Origin of the sequence: Conexibacter sp. W3-3-2, from assembly GCF_009707605.1 — a bacterium.
Classification (GTDB): domain Bacteria; phylum Actinomycetota; class Thermoleophilia; order Solirubrobacterales; family Solirubrobacteraceae; genus Paraconexibacter; species Paraconexibacter algicola.
The window spans coordinates 4,630,013-4,649,971 of sequence record NZ_WLYW01000001.1; the positions used below are offsets into that span (position 1 = coordinate 4,630,013).

Annotated in this window: 17 protein-coding genes and 2 pseudogenes; 17 read left to right on the plus strand and 2 right to left on the minus strand. The window is 73.8% G+C overall.

The window, feature by feature from the left end; genetic code table 11:
• Positions 1-61 precede the first annotated feature (61 nt).
• The 3 genes from GKE82_RS22185 to GKE82_RS22195 all read left to right on the plus strand — a co-directional run bounded on the left by GKE82_RS22185 (position 62) and on the right by GKE82_RS22195 (position 3,988).
• Entirely contained in the window at positions 62-1,087 is a 1,026-nt protein-coding gene (locus GKE82_RS22185; protein WP_154734792.1) for a mechanosensitive ion channel family protein, read from the plus strand.
• A 118-nt stretch (positions 1,088-1,205) separates the two neighbouring features.
• Positions 1,206-1,367 carry a hypothetical protein gene (locus GKE82_RS22190; RefSeq protein ID WP_154734793.1) on the plus strand — a complete coding sequence of 54 codons (162 nt, stop codon included), beginning with the start codon at positions 1,206-1,208 and terminating at the stop codon, positions 1,365-1,367.
• Positions 1,367-3,988 (plus strand): ATP-dependent Clp protease ATP-binding subunit, encoded by a 2,622-nt coding sequence (locus tag GKE82_RS22195; protein ID WP_107570229.1) that lies wholly within the window; start codon positions 1,367-1,369, stop codon positions 3,986-3,988. Before GKE82_RS22190 ends, GKE82_RS22195 begins: the two co-directional genes overlap by 1 nt.
• Positions 3,989-4,059: 71 nt before the next feature.
• Here the strand turns inward: GKE82_RS22195 and GKE82_RS22200 are convergent, their stop codons facing one another.
• A complete protein-coding gene (locus GKE82_RS22200; RefSeq protein WP_154734794.1) occupies positions 4,060-7,269 on the minus strand; it encodes an MDR family MFS transporter/patatin-like phospholipase family protein in 3,210 nt (1,069 codons plus the stop codon).
• 135 nt (positions 7,270-7,404) lie between these two features.
• Between GKE82_RS22200 and GKE82_RS22205 the strand changes: the two genes are divergently transcribed.
• Positions 7,405-7,782 carry a cyclic nucleotide-binding domain-containing protein gene (locus GKE82_RS22205; protein WP_154734795.1) on the plus strand — a complete coding sequence of 126 codons (378 nt, stop codon included), beginning with the start codon at positions 7,405-7,407 and terminating at the stop codon, positions 7,780-7,782.
• Between the two features lie 13 nt (positions 7,783-7,795).
• Here GKE82_RS22205 and GKE82_RS22210 read toward each other — a convergent pair whose 3' ends face one another.
• Positions 7,796-8,305 carry an RDD family protein gene (locus GKE82_RS22210; protein WP_154734796.1) on the minus strand — a complete coding sequence of 170 codons (510 nt, stop codon included), beginning with the start codon at positions 8,303-8,305 and terminating at the stop codon, positions 7,796-7,798.
• Between GKE82_RS22210 and GKE82_RS22215 the strand changes: the two genes are divergently transcribed.
• The 13 genes and pseudogenes from GKE82_RS22215 (at position 8,258) to sigH (ending at position 19,871) form a co-directional block, all read left to right on the plus strand.
• Positions 8,258-9,421 (plus strand): PLP-dependent transferase, encoded by a 1,164-nt coding sequence (locus tag GKE82_RS22215; protein WP_375337023.1) that lies wholly within the window; start codon positions 8,258-8,260, stop codon positions 9,419-9,421. The two genes, GKE82_RS22210 and GKE82_RS22215, sit on opposite strands and share 48 nt — an antisense overlap.
• Before the next feature lie 219 nt (positions 9,422-9,640).
• Positions 9,641-11,035: a DNA repair protein RadA gene (gene radA / locus GKE82_RS22220; protein WP_154734798.1), complete on the plus strand. Its 1,395-nt coding sequence runs from the start codon at positions 9,641-9,643 to the stop codon at positions 11,033-11,035.
• Positions 11,036-11,068: 33 nt separating this feature from the next.
• Positions 11,069-12,181, plus strand: coding sequence for a DNA integrity scanning diadenylate cyclase DisA (gene disA, locus GKE82_RS22225; protein ID WP_107570223.1), 1,113 nt, complete (start codon positions 11,069-11,071; stop codon positions 12,179-12,181).
• Positions 12,178-12,816 carry a CarD family transcriptional regulator gene (locus tag GKE82_RS22230; protein ID WP_233243904.1) on the plus strand — a complete coding sequence of 213 codons (639 nt, stop codon included), beginning with the start codon at positions 12,178-12,180 and terminating at the stop codon, positions 12,814-12,816. The genes disA and GKE82_RS22230 overlap by 4 nt, the downstream gene beginning before the upstream one ends.
• A 152-nt stretch (positions 12,817-12,968) precedes the next feature.
• A complete protein-coding gene (locus GKE82_RS22235) occupies positions 12,969-13,553 on the plus strand; it encodes a 2-C-methyl-D-erythritol 4-phosphate cytidylyltransferase (protein ID WP_230316257.1) in 585 nt (194 codons plus the stop codon).
• The gene (locus GKE82_RS22240) at positions 13,553-14,386 is read left to right on the plus strand and encodes a histidinol-phosphatase (RefSeq protein ID WP_154734799.1); all 834 of its coding nucleotides are present in this window, start codon (positions 13,553-13,555) and stop codon (positions 14,384-14,386) included. The genes GKE82_RS22235 and GKE82_RS22240 overlap by 1 nt, the downstream gene beginning before the upstream one ends.
• Positions 14,386-14,877: a 2-C-methyl-D-erythritol 2,4-cyclodiphosphate synthase gene (ispF, locus tag GKE82_RS22245; RefSeq protein WP_154734800.1), complete on the plus strand. Its 492-nt coding sequence runs from the start codon at positions 14,386-14,388 to the stop codon at positions 14,875-14,877. Before GKE82_RS22240 ends, ispF begins: the two co-directional genes overlap by 1 nt.
• A gap of 4 nt (positions 14,878-14,881) precedes the next feature.
• The gene (locus GKE82_RS22250; protein WP_154734801.1) at positions 14,882-16,504 is read left to right on the plus strand and encodes a Na+/H+ antiporter; all 1,623 of its coding nucleotides are present in this window, start codon (positions 14,882-14,884) and stop codon (positions 16,502-16,504) included.
• Between the two features lie 15 nt (positions 16,505-16,519).
• A pseudogene (locus tag GKE82_RS30170) lies at positions 16,520-16,963 on the plus strand (class I tRNA ligase family protein); the annotation flags it as partial.
• Between the two features lie 109 nt (positions 16,964-17,072).
• On the plus strand, positions 17,073-17,903 hold the full coding sequence (locus tag GKE82_RS30175) for a DALR domain-containing protein (RefSeq protein WP_255451106.1): 831 nt from the start codon (positions 17,073-17,075) through the stop codon (positions 17,901-17,903).
• Positions 17,903-18,802: pseudogene (locus GKE82_RS29240) on the plus strand (TrmH family RNA methyltransferase); the annotation flags it as partial. The gene GKE82_RS30175 and the pseudogene GKE82_RS29240, both read left to right, overlap by 1 nt.
• A 106-nt stretch (positions 18,803-18,908) precedes the next feature.
• Positions 18,909-19,010, plus strand: a complete 102-nt coding sequence (locus tag GKE82_RS30180) for a hypothetical protein (RefSeq protein WP_309233763.1) — start codon at positions 18,909-18,911, stop codon at positions 19,008-19,010.
• A 213-nt stretch (positions 19,011-19,223) separates the two neighbouring features.
• Positions 19,224-19,871 carry an RNA polymerase sporulation sigma factor SigH gene (gene sigH / locus GKE82_RS22265; protein ID WP_107570217.1) on the plus strand — a complete coding sequence of 216 codons (648 nt, stop codon included), beginning with the start codon at positions 19,224-19,226 and terminating at the stop codon, positions 19,869-19,871.
• The last annotated feature ends 88 nt before the right edge of the window (positions 19,872-19,959 follow it).

A 19,959-nucleotide genomic window follows, 5' to 3' on the forward strand; every position in this document is an offset into this window, starting at 1 on the left:
GTCGCGGGCCGCCCGGCGCCCGACGTTTGGGCGCACGGGCACTCCGGGAACGCCTCCCGGGATGCTCTCGACGCTGTCCGTCCCGCTCGCCGAGGTGTCCGCCGGCCGCCTGCGTGGTGCCTGCGGCGAGGACCCCTCGTTCTGGTGCCGGGAGGTGATGAACGCCACCGAGGACCGCACCCTGGCGGGGCTCGCCGACACGTTCGTCGGGACCCCGCTGGCGCTCCTGGGCATCTTCCTCGTCGCGCTGGTCGCCAACCGCGTCATCCGCCGCTCGATCAAGGGCTTCCTGCGCCGCCTGCACGCCGGTGGGGTCGCCGAGCGCGTCGGCGGGCGGATGCGCCGGATGACCCCGGACGCGCTGCTCGAGACGCGCGAGACGTCGCTGCGGGCCGAGCAGCGGATCGACGCGCTCAGCGGCGTGCTGCAGAGCGTGGCCTCGTTCGTCGTGTTCCTCGTCGCCGGGTTCGTCGCCCTCGGGCGGATGGGGGTGGACCTCGCGCCGCTGCTGGCCAGCGCCGGGATCGTCGGCGTCGCGCTCGGCTTCGGCTCGCAGACCCTCGTCAAGGACTTCCTCTCGGGGATCTTCATCCTCATCGAGGACCAGTACGGGGTCGGCGACATCGTCAGCCTCGACAACGAGACCAGCGGCACGGTCGAGGCGGTGTCGCTGCGCACGACGCGGCTGCGCAGCGTCGACGGGACCGTCTGGCACGTCCCCAACGGCGAGATCCGCCGGGCGGGCAACCAGAGCCAGCACTGGTCGCGGGCCCTGCTGGACGTCGAGGTCGCCTACGACACCGACCTCGAGCAGGCCAAGGAGGTGCTGCAGGAGGTCGCCGACCGGGCCTGGAAGGCCGACCGGGCGATCCTCGAGCAGCCGTCGGTGTGGGGCGTCGAGGCGCTCGGCGCCTCCGGGATCACGCTGCGGATCGTCGTCAAGACGCGACCGTCGGAGCAGTACCGGGTGAGCCGCATGCTGCGCGAGCAGATCAAGACCGGCTTCGACGCGGCGGGCATCGAGATCCCGTTCCCGCAGCAGACCGTGTGGCACCGGCCCGCCGACGAGGAGGCGGCCGCGCGCTGAGCGGGCGGCGCGGCCGGGCTGGCGCGCCGGCCGCCCTCCGATCGGGCCACCCGCACGTTGCGGGTTCTCTCCCCGCGGTAGATGTCGGACCGGTGCAGGCCGGTTGGTAGGATGACCCATGCGCGTCGATCCGGTCCCGGAACTCATCCTTTGCGCCCTCGCGGCCGAATACATGAGTGACGGGCGCCTCGGCGTCCCCATGATCACCCCCGACGTTCCGGACCACGCACGAAGCCACGCTGACGACCCGCACGCCGCCAGCAGGAAGGATCAGCACTGATGTTCGAGCGATTCACCGAACGGGCCCGCCAGGTCGTCGTTCTCGCGCAGGAAGAGGCGCGGACGCTCAAGCACAACTACATCGGGACCGAGCACATCCTGCTCGGCCTGCTGCGCGAGGAGGAGGGTCTCGCGGCCCGCGTCCTGGAGAGCCTCGACATCACCGTCGAGCGCGTCCGCGCACAGGTCGTGCGGATCGTCGGCTCGGGCGAGGAGGTCACCTCCGGGCAGATCCCCTTCACCCCGCGCGCCAAGAAGGTGCTCGAGCTCGCCCTCCGCGAGGCCCTCAGCCTCGGCCACAACTACATCGGCACCGAGCACATCCTGCTCGGGCTCGTCCGGGAGAACGAGGGCGTCGCCGCGCGGATCCTCCTCGACTTCGACGCCGACAGCGAGAAGATCCGCAACGAGGTCATCCGCATGCTGTCCGGTCCCGGCGGTCGCCGCTCGGGCTCCGGCGCGGGCCAGGCCTCCGGCTCGGGCTCCGGGTCGGGCTCCGGCTCCGGCACCGCCCAGGGCGAGGGCAAGAAGAGCTCCAAGCTGCTCGACCAGTTCGGGCGCAACCTCACGAAGCTCGCCTCCGACGGCAAGCTCGACCCCGTGGTCGGCCGTGAGAAGGAGATCGAGCGGATCATGCAGATCCTCTCGCGCCGCACGAAGAACAACCCGGTGCTCATCGGCGAGCCGGGCGTCGGCAAGACCGCCGTCGTCGAGGGCCTCGCCCAGCGCATCACGAACGCCGACGTGCCGGAGCTGCTGAAGGGCAAGCAGATCTACACGCTCGACCTCGCGGCGCTCGTCGCCGGGTCGAAGTACCGCGGCGAGTTCGAGGAGCGCCTCAAGAAGGTGATGAAGGAGATCACCCAGCGCGGCGACATCATCCTGTTCATCGACGAGATCCACAACCTCGTCGGTGCCGGCGCGGCCGAGGGCGCGATCGACGCGGCCTCGATCCTCAAGCCGGCGCTCGCCCGCGGCGAGCTGCAGACCGTCGGCGCCACGACGCTCGACGAGTACCGCAAGTACCTCGAGCGCGACTCCGCGCTGGAGCGTCGCTTCCAGCAGATCCGCGTCGAGCAGCCCTCGATCGACGAGACCGTGCAGATCCTCAAGGGCCTGCGCGACCGCTACGAGGAGCACCACAAGGTCGACATCACCGACGAGGCCCTCGAGGCCGCGTCGGAGCTCGCCGACCGGTACATCGCCGACCGGCAGCTGCCGGACAAGGCGATCGACCTGATCGACGAGGCCGCCTCGCGGATGCGCATCAAGTCGATGACCTCCCCGCCCGTGTACCGGGAGCTCGAGGAGGAGATCGAGACGACGCGCCGCCAGAAGGAGGCGTCGATCGAGGCGCAGGAGTTCGAGAAGGCCGCGTCCCTGCGGGACGCCGAGCGGCGCCTGACGAACAAGAAGCGCGAGCTCGAGGAGCAGTGGGAGGCCGGCGAGGCCGAGGGCCAGGAGCGTCCGGCCATCGGCGAGGAGGAGATCGCCGACATCGTCTCGATGTGGACGGGCATCCCGGTCTTCAAGCTCACCGAGGCCGAGACCCAGAAGCTCATGCGCATGGAGGACGAGCTCCACAAGCGCGTCATCGGGCAGCACGCCGCCGTCGAGGTCATCTCGAAGGCGATCCGTCGGTCCCGCGCCGGCCTGAAGGACCCGAAGCGCCCGACGGGCTCGTTCGTGTTCCTCGGCCCGTCCGGGGTCGGCAAGACCGAGCTGGCCCGCACGCTCGCCGAGTTCCTGTTCGGCGACGAGGACTCGATGATCCGCATCGACATGTCCGAGTACATGGAGAAGCACGCGGTCTCGCGGCTCGTCGGCTCGCCCCCCGGCTACATCGGCTACGACGAGGGCGGCCAGCTCACCGAGGCGGTCCGGCGCAAGCCGTACTGCGTGCTCCTGCTCGACGAGATCGAGAAGGCGCACCCGGACGTCTTCAACATCCTCCTGCAGATCCTGGAGGACGGTCGCCTGACCGACTCCCAGGGCCGCACGGTCGACTTCCGCCACGCCATCGTGATCATGACGTCGAACATCGGTGCGTCCGAGATCGCCCGGAACACCCCGCTCGGGTTCTCCGTCGGCGACGAGGACCACGGCATGACGTACGACGACATGAAGGCGCGGGTGATGGGCGAGCTGAAGAAGGTCTTCCGCCCGGAGTTCATCAACCGCATCGACGACGTCATCGTCTTCCACAAGCTGCAGAAGGACGAGATCAAGACGATCGTCGAGCTCCTCCTGCGCCGCATCCGCGAGAGCCTCGCGGAGCGGGAGCTGCAGCTGGAGCTGTCCGACGAGGCCAAGGAGTACCTGGTCGAGAAGGGCTGGGACCCGTCGATGGGCGCCCGGCCGCTGCGCCGCGCGATCCAGCGCTACATCGAGGATCCGCTCGCGGACTTCGTGCTCCGCGCCGAGCTGGAGCCGGGTGGCACCGTCATGGTGGACCGCGGTGGCGACGGCGAGGACGAGGAGCCGGTGAAGCTCTCGGTCATCGCGCCCAAGCACCCGAAGAAGGTGCCGGCCGCGGTCGGGGCCGAGGGCGAGGACGCCCCGGTCGCGGACGCCCCGGAGGCGGACGCGACGGCCGACGAGGAGCCCGCCGGCGACGAGTAGCGGCCCCGCCGCTCCCGCAGGATTCCGTCACGAGGGCGGCCCGCACGGGCCGCCCTCGGTCGTCGTGGGGATCAGCGCCCCGGTGGCGGTGCGGCCGCGAGCGCGCGCTCGGCGGCCTCGCGGCCCGCGGCGATCGCCCGGTCGAGCTGGTGGAACTCGAGCAGCCCGACGCCGTCGGGGCGCGGCTCGATGAGCAGGTCGGCGGCGCGCCGGTTGGCCTCGAGCTCCGCCACGCTGCCCAGCAGCAGGCCGCTGGTGAGCGTGTCGCCGATCGCCGGGAGCGTGTCGGCGTCCTCGGGGGCGCGACCGCGTCGCGGGCGGGTCGTGCGCGGGCGCGCGGTGCTCGGATCGAAGCGCGAGGACACGTCGACGGCGATGACCGGCCCCTCGCCCGACCGGCGCATCTCCAGGACGGGCAGGTTGCTGAGGACGCCGCCGTCGACGAGCAGCCGCCCGTGGCTGGCGACGGGCGGCAGCAGCCCGGGGACGGCGGAGCTGGCCAGCAGCGCGTCGGCGACCGGGCCGTCGCGGTGGATGCGCAGCTCGCCGCTCTGCAGGTCCGCGGAGTTGCAGAAGAAGCTCAGCGGGAGGTCCTCGACGAGCCCGGGGAGCAGCCGGTCGCCGAGCGCGCGCAGCCGCCGTCCACGCGCCAGCGCCACGCGGGGGAGCGTGTAGTCGGAGGCGGGGCGGCGCCGGACGAACTCCTCGAAGCAGACGGCGTCGATCTCCGCGGGGCTGCGGCCGTCGGCGAGCAGTGCCCCGACGAACGCCCCGAACGAGCAGCCGCCGACGCGGTCGACCACGACGCCGTGCGCCGCGAGCGTCTCGAGCACGCCGATGTGGGCGAGGGCCCGGGCGCCGCCGCCGGACAGCACGAGGCCGACCGAGGTGCCCGCGATGCGGCGGGCGGCGCGCCCGAGCGTGCCGGAGCGGTCCGCGCGCCGGACGTGGTGGTGGGCCCAGCCGGGGTGCGCGGCCCGCCAGCGCGTCGCCGCGCCTCCCGGGGCGGCGTCGACGAGCACGAGGTGGCCGGCGCCCGCGGTGCGCGCGTCGGCCGGGTCGGGGTCCCGGTCCGCGTCGACCAGCAGCACGGTGCGGTCGGCGTGCCGGGTGACGAAGGTCCGCCACGCCTCGGGCGCGTCGTGGGGCACGGCCAGCACGACGGTGCCGTGGGTGCGCTCGAGCGCGTCCAGGCGGGCACGCGGGTCGGTGCCCCCGTCCCGGGGCCCCAGGCGCGCGACGGGCCCGTGCCCGGTCAGCTCGTGCGCGACCGCGTCGAGCAGCGCGTCGTGCAGGCCGGTGGGGTGCCGCTCGACGACCGCGAGCGTCCCGGAGCGCGCGGGGGAGGCGGGGACCGGGGCGGCGGGGAGCGCGGCGACCTGGGCGGCCAGCGTGCGCAGCAGCGCCCGCTCGACGCTCCGTTCGCGGTCCAGCAGCGCGAGGAACGCCGCGCGCGGCAGCTCGAGCAGCTCGCTGTCGCGTCGGGCGACGACGGTGGCGCTGCGGGGCGCGCCCGTCAGGAGGCCGAGCTCGCCGAGGACCGCGCCGCGTCCGACGGCGCCGGCGGGCTGCCCGTCCTTGACGACGTCCAGCCGCCCGGAGGCCACGAGCAGCAGGGCGTCGGCCGGTGCGCCCTGGCTCAGCACCGTCTCCCCGGCGCGGACGAGCCGGCGACGCAGCAGCGGGCGCAGCTGCTCGCGCACGTCCGCCGGGAGGTCGGCGAGCAGGCCCACGCCGGCGAGCGCGTCGTCGTCGGCGTCCGGGGCGGCGGCGACCGGGGCGGGGGCGGCCGGGCGGGGCGCGCGGGCGCGCGGCGCGACGGCGGGCGTGACCGGGGCCGCGGCCGGTGCCGCGGCGGGCGCGAGCGGCACGGCCCGCCCGAGCAGGACGGCGCCGAGCGCGGTCGCGACGAAGCACAGTCCGGCCAGGCGCCAGCCGTCGTCGAACGCGGGCGTCACGTCCGGGGCGGCACCCTCGGGCACCCCCAGGACGGCCACGACGAGCGCGACGCCGAGCACGGCGCCGAGCTGCCGGGCGACCGCGTTCAGCCCCGTCGCGCTGCCGAAGCGGTCTCCGGGGGCGCCCGCGACCGCCGTCGCCCCGACCACCGGGAACGTGACCCCCGCCCCGACCCCCAGGACGAGGATCGCGGGCAGCCAGGCGCGCACGAACGCCGGATCGGGCCCGACGGCCTCCACGAGCAGCAGCACCCCGGCCGCCCAGGTCGCGGCACCGACCGCGAGCACCGGTCCGGGCCCGAGCCGCTCCGCGACGCGGCTGGCCGGGCGTGCCACCGCGGCGGCGACGAACGGGCCGGGCGTGAGCGCGAGGCCCGCCTCGAGCACGGTGTAGTCCCACGCCGCGGTCAGGAACAGGACGTTGCAGAGCACGTACGCGTAGAAGCCCGCCGCCCCGACGAGCGTCAGCAGGTTCGCGATCGCGGTCGTGCGGTCGCGCAGCAGGTCGAGGTCGAGCATCGGCGACGGGTGCCAGCGGCAGCGCCGCAGCACGACGGCCAGCAGCAGCGCGGCGAGCGCGAAGCTCCCGAGCGTGCGCGGGTCGGTCCAGCCCCAGCCCTCGCCGCGGACGAGCCCGAGCGTCACGAGCGCGATCGCCGCCGCCAGCCAGCACGCCCCCGCGAGGTCGGGGAGGCTGCGGCGGCCGGGGGCGCGGTTCTCCACCAGGGTGCGCCGGGCGAGCACGAGCGCCAGGGCGCCGATCGGGAGGTTCACGAGGAACACCAGACGCCAGCCGGAGAGCTCGACCAGCAGGCCGCCGATCGTCGGGCCGAGCCCGGCGGCGAGCGCCGCGATCGCGCTCCACAGCGCCACGCCGTGGCCGCGCTCCTCGGCCGGGTAGGCGTGGACGACGAGCGCCAGCGAGGCGGGCACGACGATCGCGGCGCCGAGCGCCTGCAGCACCCGCGCGGCGATCAGCCACCCGAGCCCGGGCGCGAGCGCGCAGAGCACCGATGCCCCCGTGAACAGGACGATGCCGGCGCTGAACAGCCGCCGGCGCCCGAGCAGGTCGGCGACGCGGCCCGCGGTGACGAGGAACGCGGCGAAGACGATGTTGTACGCGTTGAGGACCCAGGACACGGTCGCGAGGTCGCGGCCGCCGAGGTCACGCGCGATGTCCGGGAAGGCGACGTTCACGACGGTGGCGTCGACGAACGCGAGCGTCGCCCCGAGCGAGGAGACGACCAGCACCCGTCCCGCCGACGCGGTCGCGCGCGCGTGCCCGCCGACCGGCGTGCTGATCTCGTCCCTGCGGGTCCCCACCTGGCCGCGAGTCTAGAGCGGGTGAGCCGGGCCGTGGGCGCGTCGACGAGCCCGACTTCACAACCGACCGCCCGATGAGCGAGGATTCGGTCGTTCAGGTTCGACATCGAGGGAGACGCAGTGGACGCAGCACGGTTGAAGGGGATCCCGGTCCTGGCGGACCTCAGCGAGGCGGAGCTCGAGGCGGTCGCCGGGCTCGCCGCGGAGGTCTCGGTCCCGGCGGGCAAGGAGCTCGTGCGCGAGGGGGACTACAGCTACGAGCTCCTGGCGATCGAGGAGGGGACCGCCAAGGTCGAGCGCGGCGGCACCGTCATCGCCGAGCTCGGGCCGGGCGACATCATCGGCGAGATGGGGGTCCTGGAGCGCAGCCAGCGCAGCGCGACGGTCACCGCGACCTCGTCGATGCTGCTCGTCACGCTCGACCGCTGGGACGCGAAGAAGCTCGCGAAGGCCGCCCCGTCGGTGGCCGAGAAGCTCAAGGCGCTCATCTCCGAGCGCAAGGACCACGCCTAGCGACGGTGCCGCGTCAGGCGCGCACGACGAACGTGCGCGCCACGCGGTCGCCGATCCGCTGCCGGCGCTCGCGGTCGCCCCGGGCGACGAGGAAGCCGGTCAGCCACGGCACGAAGAACGGGAACGCGTCGACGACCCACAGCAGCGAGCGGATCGCGGACCGGCCCGGACCGGGCGACGTGCCCGCCTCGTCCACGACGCGCAGGCCCAGCAGCCGCTTGCCCGGCGTCTGCCCGGTGCGGCCCTGGAGCAGCACGTAGACCAGCGACCAGAGGGCCAGGACGCCCAGCAGGTACAGCGCCGCCGCTCCGCCCTCCAGGAACCAGCGGTCGTCCCCGAGCGTGATCTCCGCGGTCGCGCTCGCCTCGACACCGCCCGTGCCGCCGGTGGCCGGGCCGCCGTCGGCGGGTCCCCGGTCGGCGATCGCGAAGAACACCGCGAGCTGCACGGCCGACAGCAGGAGGACGTCGAGGAGGTGCGCGAGGGCGCGGCGGCCGACGCGGGCGGGCTCGCTGGGCGGCATGGCCGGAGCCTAGCCGGGCGGCCGCGGGTCGGCCGAGCTACGGTGTGCCGGGTGGACGATCCCGAGACCCGTGTCGTGCACGCCGGCCTGCCGGCGCCCGTCGACGGCGCGCCGTTCCTGCCCGGACCGGTGCTCGCGGCGCCCTTCCACCTGCGCGGCGACCCCGAGCTGCGCACGCGCGAGGGCTACGCGCGCTTCACCACCCCGACCTGGGAGGCGTTCGAGGCCGCGGTCGGCGAGCTCGAGGGCGGCAGCACGGTCCTGTTCCCGTCGGGGATGGCGGCGCTGTCGGCCGCGCTGCTGAGCGCGCTGCGGCCCGGCGACGTGCTCGTGGCCCCGTCGGACGCCTACCCGGGCGTGCGGGCGATCTGCCACGACCACCTCGAGCCGATCGGCGTGGAGTGCCGGCTCGTGCCCACCGACGAGGCGGCGATCCGCGCCGCGCTCCCGGGCGCCACCGCGGTCTGGGTGGAGAGCCCGAGCAACCCGGGTCTCGACGTCGTCGACCTCGCATCGCTGGCCGCCGACGTCCACGCCGCCGGTGCCGTGCTGCTCGTCGACAACACGCTCGCCGGGCCGTTGCGGGTCCGGCCGCTGGAGCTCGGGGCCGACGTCAGCATGCTCAGCGCCTCCAAGCAGCTGACGGGCCACTCCGACCTGGTGCTCGGCACCGTGACCGTCCGCGATCCCGCGCGGCTCGCGGCCCTGCGGGCGTGGCGCACGACGGTCGGCGCGATCCCGGGCGCGGTCGAGGCGTGGCTCGCGCACCGCTCGCTCGCCACGCTCGGGGTGCGCACCGCCCGCCAGGAGGACACCGCCCGTGCGCTCGTCGCGGCGCTGCGCGGACGCGAGGACGTCACCGACGTCCGCTGGCCGCAGGTCGGGCCGGTGGTGTGCTTCACGCTGCGCGACGCGGCGACGGCCCGCGCGTTCCTCGGGCACTGCCGGCTGGTGGCGGAGGCGACGAGCTTCGGCGGCGTGCACTCGAGCGCCGAGCGGCGCGCGCGGTGGGGCACGGACGCGGTCGCGGAGGGCTGGATCCGGCTGAGCGTCGGCGTCGAGGCCACCGCCGACGTCGTCGCCGACGTGCTCGCCGCCCTGGACCTGGCGGGCTGACGCTCGCGAAACCGCGTTTGTGCAGCGGAACTTCGGGGCACCCCGTCCGTTGGTAGATCAGATGCGCACCCAGAGCGGAACATCCCTCGCCGTCCTCGTCGCCGTCTGCGGCGTGTTCGGCGTCCTCGCCGCCCTCATCGGCGGCCCGGGCCTCTGATCGGCCTCACCGCGACCTGACGGGCCCGTCCCGTCGGGGCCGAGGCCTACCGTGTGCGGGCCATGCCCCGCACCGCCACTCTCCACGTCTGCAGCGACTGCGGGCACAGCGAGCCCCGATGGATGGGGCAGTGCCCCGGCTGCGGGGCGTGGAACACGCTGGTCGAGGAGCGGCCCGTCGCCGCCCTGACCGGTCGCGCGGGCGGCTCCCGGTCGGCGGGCCGCGGCGGCGCGGGCACGGCCGGGGCCGTCGCGGTCCGGCCGTTGCGCGAGGTCGAGCAGGTCCGTGTCGCACGGCTGCCCGCCGGGATCGGCGAGCTCGACCGGGTCCTGGGCGGCGGCATCGTCCCGGGCTCGCTCGTGCTGCTGGGCGGCTCGCCGGGCATCGGCAAGTCGACGCTGACGAACATGGTCATGGGGCATCTCGCGGCGGCCGGCCGCCGGACGCTCTACGTGTCGGGTGAGGAGTCCGCCGCCCAGATCCGGCTGCGCGCAGAGCGCCTGGAGACGGAGGGCTGCGCGGCGCTGGACGTGCCGGTCCTCGCCGAGACCGACCTCGACACCGTGCTGGCCACGCTCGTGGCCGAGAAGCCCGACGTCTGCGTCATCGACTCGGTCCAGACCCTCCACGCCGCCGAGCTCAGCGGCGCGCCGGGGTCGGTCGGCCAGGTCCGCGAGGTCGCATCCCGCATCATGGCCGTCGCCAAGGGGCAGGGGACCGCGGTGTTCCTCGTCGGCCACGTCACGAAGGAGGGCGCGCTCGCCGGCCCGCGGGTGCTCGAGCACCTCGTCGACTGCGTCCTGCAGTTCGAGGGGGAGCGCGAGCGGACCTACCGGACCCTGCGTGCCCTGAAGAACCGCTTCGGGTCGACGAACGAGACCGGCGTGTTCGAGATGGCGCAGGGCGGCCTCGTCGAGGTGCTCGACCCCAGCGCCCGCTTCGTCGGGGAGGCGACCCGCAAGCCCGGCAGCGTCGTGCTCGCCGCCATGGAGGGCACGCGGCCACTGCTCGTGGAGGTGCAGGCGCTCGTGTCGCCGAGCGAGATCGTGCCGCCGCGACGCGTCTGCAACGGCATCGACCGCAACCGGCTGGCGCTCGTGCTCGCCGTCCTGGGCCGCCACGCGGGGGTCGGGACCGGCACCGCCGACGTCTTCGTCAACGTCGTCGGCGGGGTCCGCGTCGACGAGCCCGGGGCGGACCTCGCGGTCGCGCTCGCGGTCGCCAGCGCCGCGCGCGGCGTCACCGCCGGGGGTGAGGACCGGCCGCTCCCGCTCGCGTGCTTCGGGGAGGTCGGGCTCACCGGTGAGCTGCGCAGCGTCGGCCACGGCGACCGGCGCCGCCAGGAGGCGCGCAAGTTCGGCCTGGACCCCGTGATCTCGCCCGAGTCGGCGCCGACGCTGCGGCAGGCGTTGAAGGCGGCGCTCGGGGTCCCGGCGCCGAATCTCAAGACGAGCTAAGGGAAATGCGGATTCCCTGGTAGAATCGCCGTGATGGCGCAGCGTTCCAGCGATGACCCGAACGAGCTCGAGGGTCGTCAAGAACCTCGCCTCGTGAAGGCGCTGGAGATGGTCGCGCCGGGCACCGCACTCCGCGAGGGCCTCGACAACATCCTCCACGCGCGCACCGGCGGCCTCATCGTCATCGGCGACACGGACGAGCTCAGCTTCCTGTTCTCGGGCGGGATCAAGCTCGACGTCGACTACACGCCCGCGCTGCTCTACCAGGTGGCGAAGATGGACGGCGGCATCACGCTGAACGCGAACGCGACGAAGATCGCGATGGCGAACGTCCAGCTGATGCCGGACCCGACGATCCTCTCGCTGGAGACCGGCACCCGCCACCGCACCGCCGAGCGCGTCTCCAAGCAGACCGACGCGCTCGTGATCGCGATCTCGCAGCGCCGCGAGGTCGTCTCGCTCTACGTCGACGGCGCGAAGTACATCCTCGAGGACATCCCCGTGGTGCTCGCGAAGGCCAACCAGGCGCTCGCGACCCTCGACAAGTACCGCACCCGCCTGGACCAGGTCTCCACGCGCCTCACCGCCCTGGAGTTCGAGGGCGGCGCGACGCTCCACGACGTCCTCACGGTCCTGCAGCGCTCCGAGCTCGTCACCCGCATGGCGGTCGAGATCGAGCGCTACATCGTCGAGCTCGGCACCGAGGGCCGTCTCATCGAGATGCAGCTCGAGGAGACGATGGTCGGCACCGCCGCGGACAAGTCCGCGCTCGTGCACGACTACCTCGCCGAGCACACCGACGACGCCTTCGCGGCAGCGCTGGACCAGATCGGTCGCCTGCCGCACCAGGACCTCCTCGACTTCGGCCGGCTCGGCGAGGTCATGGGGTACGACCGCAAGCTCAACACGCTCGACTATCCGGTGTCGCCCCGCGGCTACCGGATCCTCGGGCGCATCCCACGCCTGCCGAAGCTGGTCGTCCAGCAGATCGTGCAGGAGTTCGGCGGGCTCGACGAGATGCTCGCCGCCACCGACGCGGAGCTGGAATCCGTCGAGGGTGTGGGCGAGATGCGGGCGAAGGAGATCCGCGAGGGCCTTCGCCGGCTTCAGGAGATCAACCTCGTGGACCGGTACCTGCAGACGTGACGCCGTACCCGGCCGCGGACCCCCGCGACCGGCTGACATTCCAAGGAGAGATCACCATTTCCGAGACGGAGCTGAACGAGGCGGAGCTGCTCGAGGACCTCGAGCCCGATGTCATCGAGAACATCGAGTTCGAGTGTGGCGACAACGTCGTCTACCCGCACCACGGCGCGGGCAAGGTCCTCAAGAAGGAGCTGCGCAAGATGTTCGGTGAGGAGCGTGAGTACCTCACCATCAAGATCCTCCACAACGACATGACCGTGATGGTCCCGTGCGAGAACGCCGGGATCGCGGGCCTGCGTCGCGTGATCGACGAGGAGACCGTGCAGAAGGTGCTGGGCGTGCTGCAGGACGACGTGTCCGAGATGCCCAAGAACTGGAACCGCCGGTTCAAGCACAACCGCGACAAGATCAAGACCGGCGACATCTACGAGCTCGCCGAGGTCGTCCGCAACCTCGCGCTGCGCGAGCACGAGAAGGGCCTGTCCACGGGCGAGAAGCAGATGTTCACCCGCGCGAAGAAGATCCTCGCGTCCGAGCTGATGTACGCGCTCGACAAGACCGAGGACGAGGCGGAGGCGCACCTCGACGCGCTGCTCGCCGAGTCCGCCGGCGAGAAGATCGGCGCCAAGGGCTGAGGCGGTGAGGACCGGGACCCAGCCACGGCGGCCCGACGGCCGCCTCCGCCGCCCCGGATGACCGCCACGGTCGCGCTCGTCGTGGCCGCCGGCAGGGTGAGCGCCTTGGGTCCGACGGGCCCAAGGCGTTCGTCGTGCTGGGGGGCCGCCCGATGCTCCGCTGGAGCCTCGAGGTCCTCCGCGCGACGGTCGACGACGTCGTCGTCGCGCTGCCGGCCGACACGCCGTTCGCCGCCGACGGGGTCCGCACCGTCCCCGGTGGGGCGGAGCGCTCGCACTCGGTCCGCAACGCGCTCGCGGCCGCGCCCGCGCAGGCGGAGCTCGTCCTCGTGCACGACGCCGCACGGCCGCTGCTCACGGCGGCGATCGTCGCGGACTGCCTGGCGGCGATGGAGGACCCGTCCGTCGACGCGGCGATCGCCGCCGCGGCGGTGACCGACACGGTCAAGGAGGCCGACCGGGTCGACGGGCAGGTCCGGGTCGCCGGGACGCTCGACCGCTCGCGGCTGTGGGCGGTGCAGACCCCGCAGGTGTTCCGCCGGTCGGTCCTCGAGCGCGTCCTGGCCCAGCCCGACGCGGTGCTCGCGGCCGCGACCGACGACGCCTCGCTCGTCGAGGCGGCGGGCGGGACCGTCGTCCTCGTACCATCACCGCGCACGAACCTGAAGGTCACGACCCCCGAGGACCTGCAGCTCGCCGAGCTGCTCCTCACCGCCCGCGAGGCCGCCACCCCCTGATGCTCACCGACTACCACGTCCACCTGCGCCCCGACGGTCCCGACACGCCGTCGTCCCGCTACTTCACGACGACCAACGTCGACCGCTTCCGCGAGGCGGCCTCCGACCGCGGCGTCGCCGAGCTCGGCGTCAGCGAGCACGTCTACCGCTTCGTGCAGGCGCTCGACGTGTGGGACCACGAGTACTGGCGCGACAGCGCGTTCGACGACCTCGACGCGTACTGCGCGTTCGTGCGCGAGGAGACCGACCTGAAGCTCGGGATCGAGGCCGACTTCATCCCCGGCCGCGAGGACCGGATGGCCAACCTCCTGGACGGGCGGCCGTGGGACTACGTCATCGGCTCCGTGCACTTCCTCGGCGACGACGCCGTCGACTACGACAAGTACGACGTGTGGACCCGGGCCGACAACGCCGACAAGGTCTGGCGCCGCTACTTCGAGGTGCTCGGGCAGGCGGCCGCCAGCGGCATGTTCGACGTCATGGCCCACCCGGACCTCGTGAAGGTCTGGGGGCAGACGCGTCCGTGGCCCGAGAAGGACCTGCGCTACTACTACGAGATCGCGCTCGAGGGGATCGTCGAGGGCGGCGCCGCGTTCGAGCTGTCGACCGCCGGCCTGCGCAAGCCCGTCGGCGAGATCTACCCGTCGCTGGCGTTCCTGGAGATGCTCGTGGACGCCGGGGTCCCGGTCGCGCTGTCCTCCGACGCGCACGTGCCCGAGCACGTCGCCCACGGCTACGACCAGGCGCAGGAGCTGCTGGCCTCCGTCGGCGTGACCGAGCTGTGCGTGTTCTCCGGTCGCGAGCGGACGCTCGTGGAGATCGGGCCGACCTGATGCCCGACGCCGCCGTCCCGCGCACGGGCATCGGCTGGGACACGCACCGGCTCGTCGCCGGCCGGCCGCTGGTCCTCGGCGGGGTCACCGTGCCGTCGGAGCTGGGCCTCGACGGCCACTCCGACGCCGACGTGCTGACCCACGCGGTGATCGACGCGCTGCTCGGCGCCGCCGGGCTCGGCGACATCGGCGAGCACTTCCCCGACACCGACGAGGCGTTCCGCGGCGCGGACTCGATGGTGCTGCTGCGCGAGGCGGTGGCGCGGTGCGCGGCCGCGGGCTGGCGCCCGGTCCACGCGGACGCCACCGTGCTGCTGGAGCGCCCGAAGCTGCTGCCGCACAAGCCCGCGATGCGCGCGAACCTCGCGGCGGGCCTCGGGGTCGGCGAGGACGCCGTGAACGTCAAGGCCACCCGCGGCGAGGGCATGGGGCCCGTCGGCCGCGGCGAGGGCGCCGTCGCGCAGGCGGTCGTCACCTGCGTCCCCGTCTAGGCCGATGAGCGGGCTGCTCGCCGCCACCGAGGGCGGGGCCGCGTTCGACCTCCAGCTCCTCGGGATCCTCGTCGCCGTCGCGGTCCTGCTGCTCGCCGCGTACCGGACCGCGCTGCCCTACCCGATCCTGCTCGTCGTCGGCGGGGCCCTGCTGGCGCTCGTGCCCGGCATCCCCGAGGTCGAGCTCGCGCCCGAGCTCGTGCTCGTGATCGCCCTGCCGCCGCTGCTGTACTCGGCGGCGTTCTTCTCGTCGCTCAGCGACCTGCGCGAGAACGTGCAGCCGATCGCGCTGCTCGCGGTCGGCGCCGTGATCATCACGGTGCTCGGCGTCGCCGTCGTCGCGCACACGATCATCGACGGCCTGTCGTGGGAGGCGGCGTTCGTGCTCGGCGCGGTGCTCTCGCCGACGGACCCGGTGGCGGCGACCGCGATCGCGGGCCGGGTGGGGGCGCCGCGGCGGTTCGTGTCGATCGTCGAGGGCGAGTCGCTCGTCAACGACTCGACCGCCCTGATCTGCTTCAAGTTCGCGGTCGCCGCGGCGGCGGGCGGCAGCTTCTCGCTGATGGAGGCCTCCGGCGCCTTCGTCTGGGGGGCGGTCGCCGGCGTGGCGATCGGCCTCGCCGTCGGCTGGCTCGTCGCGCAGCTGCGCGCCCGCCTGGACGACGCGCCGACCGAGATCACGATCTCGCTGCTCACCCCGTACTTCGCGTACCTGCCCGCGGAGGCCGCCGGGGTGTCCGCGGTGCTCGCCGCCGTCGTCTCGGGCATCTTCCTCGGCTTCCGCTCGCCGCACCTGATCACGCCGCAGACGCGGATCCAGGCGTTCGCGGTCTGGGAGATCGTCGTCTTCGTCCTCAACGCGATGCTGTTCGTGCTGCTCGGCCTGCAGCTGCCCGCGGTCGTCGAGGGCCTCGAGGGCTACGGGGCGCTCGAGCTCACCTGGTACGCGTTCGCGGTCACGGCCGCGGTCGTCGTGCTGCGGCTCGTCTGGGTCTTCCCGATGACCTACCTGCCGCAGAAGCTCTGGCGGCCCCGCTCCGGGCGTCCGGCCCGGCGCACGCCGCCGTGGCAGTACCCGCTGCTCGTCAGCTGGACCGGCATGCGCGGCGCGGTCTCGCTCGCCGCGGCGCTCGCCATCCCGCTGGAGACCGACGCGGGCGAGGCGCTCCCCGGCCGCGAGATCGTCGTCTTCTGCACCTACGCGGTGATCATGGCGACGCTGCTCGTGCAGGGGCTGTCGCTGTCGTACGTGATCCGCTGGCTCGGGGTGGAGGAGGACGGCTCACGCCACGCCGAGCACGAGGCCCGGGCGCGGATCGCCGCCGCCCGCGCCGCGCTGGAGCGGCTGGAGCAGCTCGAGGCCGAGGACTGGGTGCGCCGGCCGACCCACCAGCGCATGCGCGGCCTGTACGAGTTCCGCATCCGCCGCTTCGAGGCGCGCTTCGACGACGAGGACGACGGGGACATCGAGCGCGGCTCGCTCGCCTACCAGCGGCTGCGCCGCGAGGTGCTCGACGCGGAGTACGCCGAGATCATCCGCCTGCGCAACCGCGGGGAGATCGACGACGAGGTGATGCGGGGGATCATGTACGACCTCGACCTGGAGCACACCCGCCTGGAGATCTAGGCATCATCGGGGGTCATGCCGCGCGAGATCCACCTGCACGACACGAAGACCGGGCGCCTGGCCCGGCTCGAGCCCCGGGAGCCCGGGAAGGTCGGGATCTACGCCTGCGGACCCACGGTGTACGCGCGCATCCACCTCGGCAACGCGCGGCCGTTCGTCGTCTTCAGCCTGCTCAAGCGGTTCCTGCAGCACGAGGGCTACGCGGTGACGTTCGTCGCGAACGTCACCGACGTCAACGACAAGATCTACGCCGCCGCGACGGCCGCCGGGGTCCCCAGCGAGCAGCTCGCCGCCGAGATGACCGCGCACTACGAGGCCGACACCGACGGCCTCGGGCTCGGCCGGCCCGACCACGAGCCGAAGGTCGTCGACACGATCGACGGGATCGTCGACCTGATCGCCGCGCTGATCGAGCGCGGGGCCGCCTACGCCGCCGAGGGCGACGTCTACTTCCGCGTCCGCGCCGACGGCGACTACGGGTCGCTGTCGCACCGCCAGGTCGACGACATGAACCAGGGGGGAGGGCGGGGACGGCCTGCACCTCAAGGAGGACCCGCTGGACTTCGCGCTGTGGAAGGCGCAGAAGCCGGGGGAGGACACCGCCTGGGACGCCCCCTGGGGCCGCGGCCGCCCGGGCTGGCACATCGAGTGCTCGGCGATGGCGGAGGAGATCCTCGGCCTCGGCTTCGAGATCCACGGCGGCGGCAACGACCTGACGTTCCCCCACCACGAGAACGAGGCGGCGCAGACCCGCGCGGGCCGCGGCGAGGAGCTCGCCCGGATCTGGATGCACAACGGGATGCTGCAGATGGCCGGGGGCGGCGAGGACGACAAGATGTCCAAGAGCGCCGGCAACATCGCCCTGCTGCCCGACGTGCTCGAGCGCTACGGCCGCGACGCGGTCATCGCGTTCTTCTGCAGCGCCCACTACCGCCAGCCGCTGAAGTACACGCCCGAGGCGATGGAGCAGGCGCAGGCCACGGTCCGCCGCCTGCGCGAGCTCGGCCGCCGCCTGACGCCCGGCGCGTCGCCCGCCGAGCTCGCGGGCGAGCGGGAGCGGTTCTTCGCCGCACTCGCCGACGACTTCACGACGCCCGAGGCGCTCGCCGCCGTGTTCGCCTGGGTGCGCGAGGCCAACCGGCGCCTGGACGCCGGCGAGGCGGTCGGCGCGGACGACCTGCGGGCGATGCTCGACGTGCTCGGGCTCGCGAACGTCCTGGACGCCGCGGGCGACGGCGACGGGCCGGACGCGGAGGCCGCGGCGCTGCTGGCCCGGCGCGAGGAGGCGCGCGCGGCGCGGGACTGGGCGCTGGCGGACCGGCTGCGCGACGAGCTCGCCGCGCGCGGCTGGGTCGTGCGCGACGGGGCCGGCGGCGCCGAGCTCGTGCGGGGCGCGTGATGGCGGCCGCGGGCCGGGGTGGCGGTGGACGGGGCGGGTCGGGCCGCGGCGGCGGGTCGGGCGGCGGGCGCTCCGGCGGTGCCGGAGGCCGTGGTGGTGGGAGCGGTCGTGGCGGCGCCCCGGGCGCGGGACGCTCCGGCGGCTCGCCGGGCGGCCGCGGCGGTGCCGGCGGCGGTGGCGGCGCGCGCGGCGGCGGCTCTGGGGGTCGTGGCGGCGCGGCGGGGCCCCGGGGCGGCGGTCGTCCCGGTGGCGCGGGAGCGCCGGGCGGACGGCCGGGCGGTCCGGGCGGCGGTCCGGGCCGTGGCGGTCCGGCCGGGCGCGGCGGTGGACGTCCCGACGGCGAGGCGCGGGGACCGGGCGGCCGGTCCTGGGGCGAGGAGCGCACGGCTCCCGACGGGCGGCCGATCCTCTACGGCCGCAACGCGGTCCACGAGGCGCTGCGGGCGCGGCGCCGGCCCGTGCACCAGATCTGGGCGACGCAGTCGACGCTGCGCTCCGAGGGCTGGCTGCAGTCGCGGACGGTCGACGTCGTCGACGCCGACGAGCTGACCCGCCTGGCGGGCACCGACGCCCACCAGGGCGTCTGCGCGCGGGCCGACGGCTACCCCTACGCCGACGCCGCCGGCTTCCTGGCCGCCGAGGCGCCGCTCATCGTCGCGCTCGACGAGGTGCAGGACGTCCAGAACCTCGGGGCGATCGCGCGCACCGCGGAGTGCGCCGGGGCGACCGGGCTCGTCATCCCCGAGCGGCGCTCCGCCGAGGTGACCCCGGCGGCGGCGAAGGCGAGCGCGGGCGCGGTCGAGCACCTGCCGGTGGCGCGCGTGCGCAACCTCGCGGACTTCCTCGCCGACGCCAAGGCGGCGGGCTGCTGGATCTACGGGGCGGCCGGCACGGCGGAGGCCGTGCCGTGGACGACCCCGGACTACGCGGGCGGGATCGTGCTCGTGATGGGCGCGGAGGGGGACCGGCCTGCGCCCGCGGGTCGCGGACTCCTGCGACGCGCTCGTGGCGCTGCCGCTGGCCGGCCGGATCTCGTCGCTGAACGTCAGCGCGGCCGCGGCGGCCCTGCTCTACGAGATCGTGCGGGGACGCACGACCTCCGCGTAGTCCTGCGTCTGCAAGGACGCGTGCATTCCGTCCACCGCCCTTGACAAGGGCCCATAACCGCCATAGGTTCGCGCCACATCACGTTCAACCTGAGGTCGAGCAATAGCGAGCTTCAGGGAACATTCAGTTTCAGATGGCGCCAGGGGAGGAGTGCGTCACTGAGTTACTCCGCCTGCCCGGAAGCACCTGCTGACGGGCACGAAAGGACTACTCGTGGCACGTCTCTCCGCAGCAACTCAGGGTCAGGTCCAGGTCGACGACCACTACCTGATCGCCCTCGCCAAGCAGGGCGACCCGCTCGCCTACGACCGCATCGTGCGCCGGTACCACGGCTTCGTGCGGATGAAGGCCTCGTCGTACTTCCTCGCCGGTGGCGACAGCGACGACCTCATCCAGGAGGGCCTCGTCGGCCTCTACAAGGCCGTGCGCGACTACCGCTCCGACCGCGAGTCCAGCTTCCGCAACTTCGCCGAGCTCTGCATCACCCGACAGATCATCACCGCGGTGAAGACCGCGACGCGCAACAAGCACAGCCCGCTGAACCAGTACGTCTCGTTCTCGCAGTCGCCGGCCAGCGCCACCGAGGGCGAGCCGACGCTCGAGGAGGTCATCCCGGGCCCGACCGTCAACGACCCGGTCAACCAGGTCATCAGCTCCGAGGAGCTGCAGGCGCTCGTCTCGTGCCTCTCCTCGGTCCTCAGCGAGCTCGAGTCGCGCGTGCTCTCGCTCTACCTCGACGGCAACAGCTACGAGGCGATCGGCGAGCGGCTCGGCTGCGACGCCAAGACCGTCGACAACGCGCTCCAGCGCGTGAAGCGCAAGGTCGGCACGCACCTCGTGTCGCGCAACGTCATGAACTAGCGCGCCCCGGTCGGCGTGCGCCGAACGTGATGTCAGGCCGTGCCCGGGTCGGGGAGACCCCGGGCCGCGCGCCGACCGGAGCCCTGGA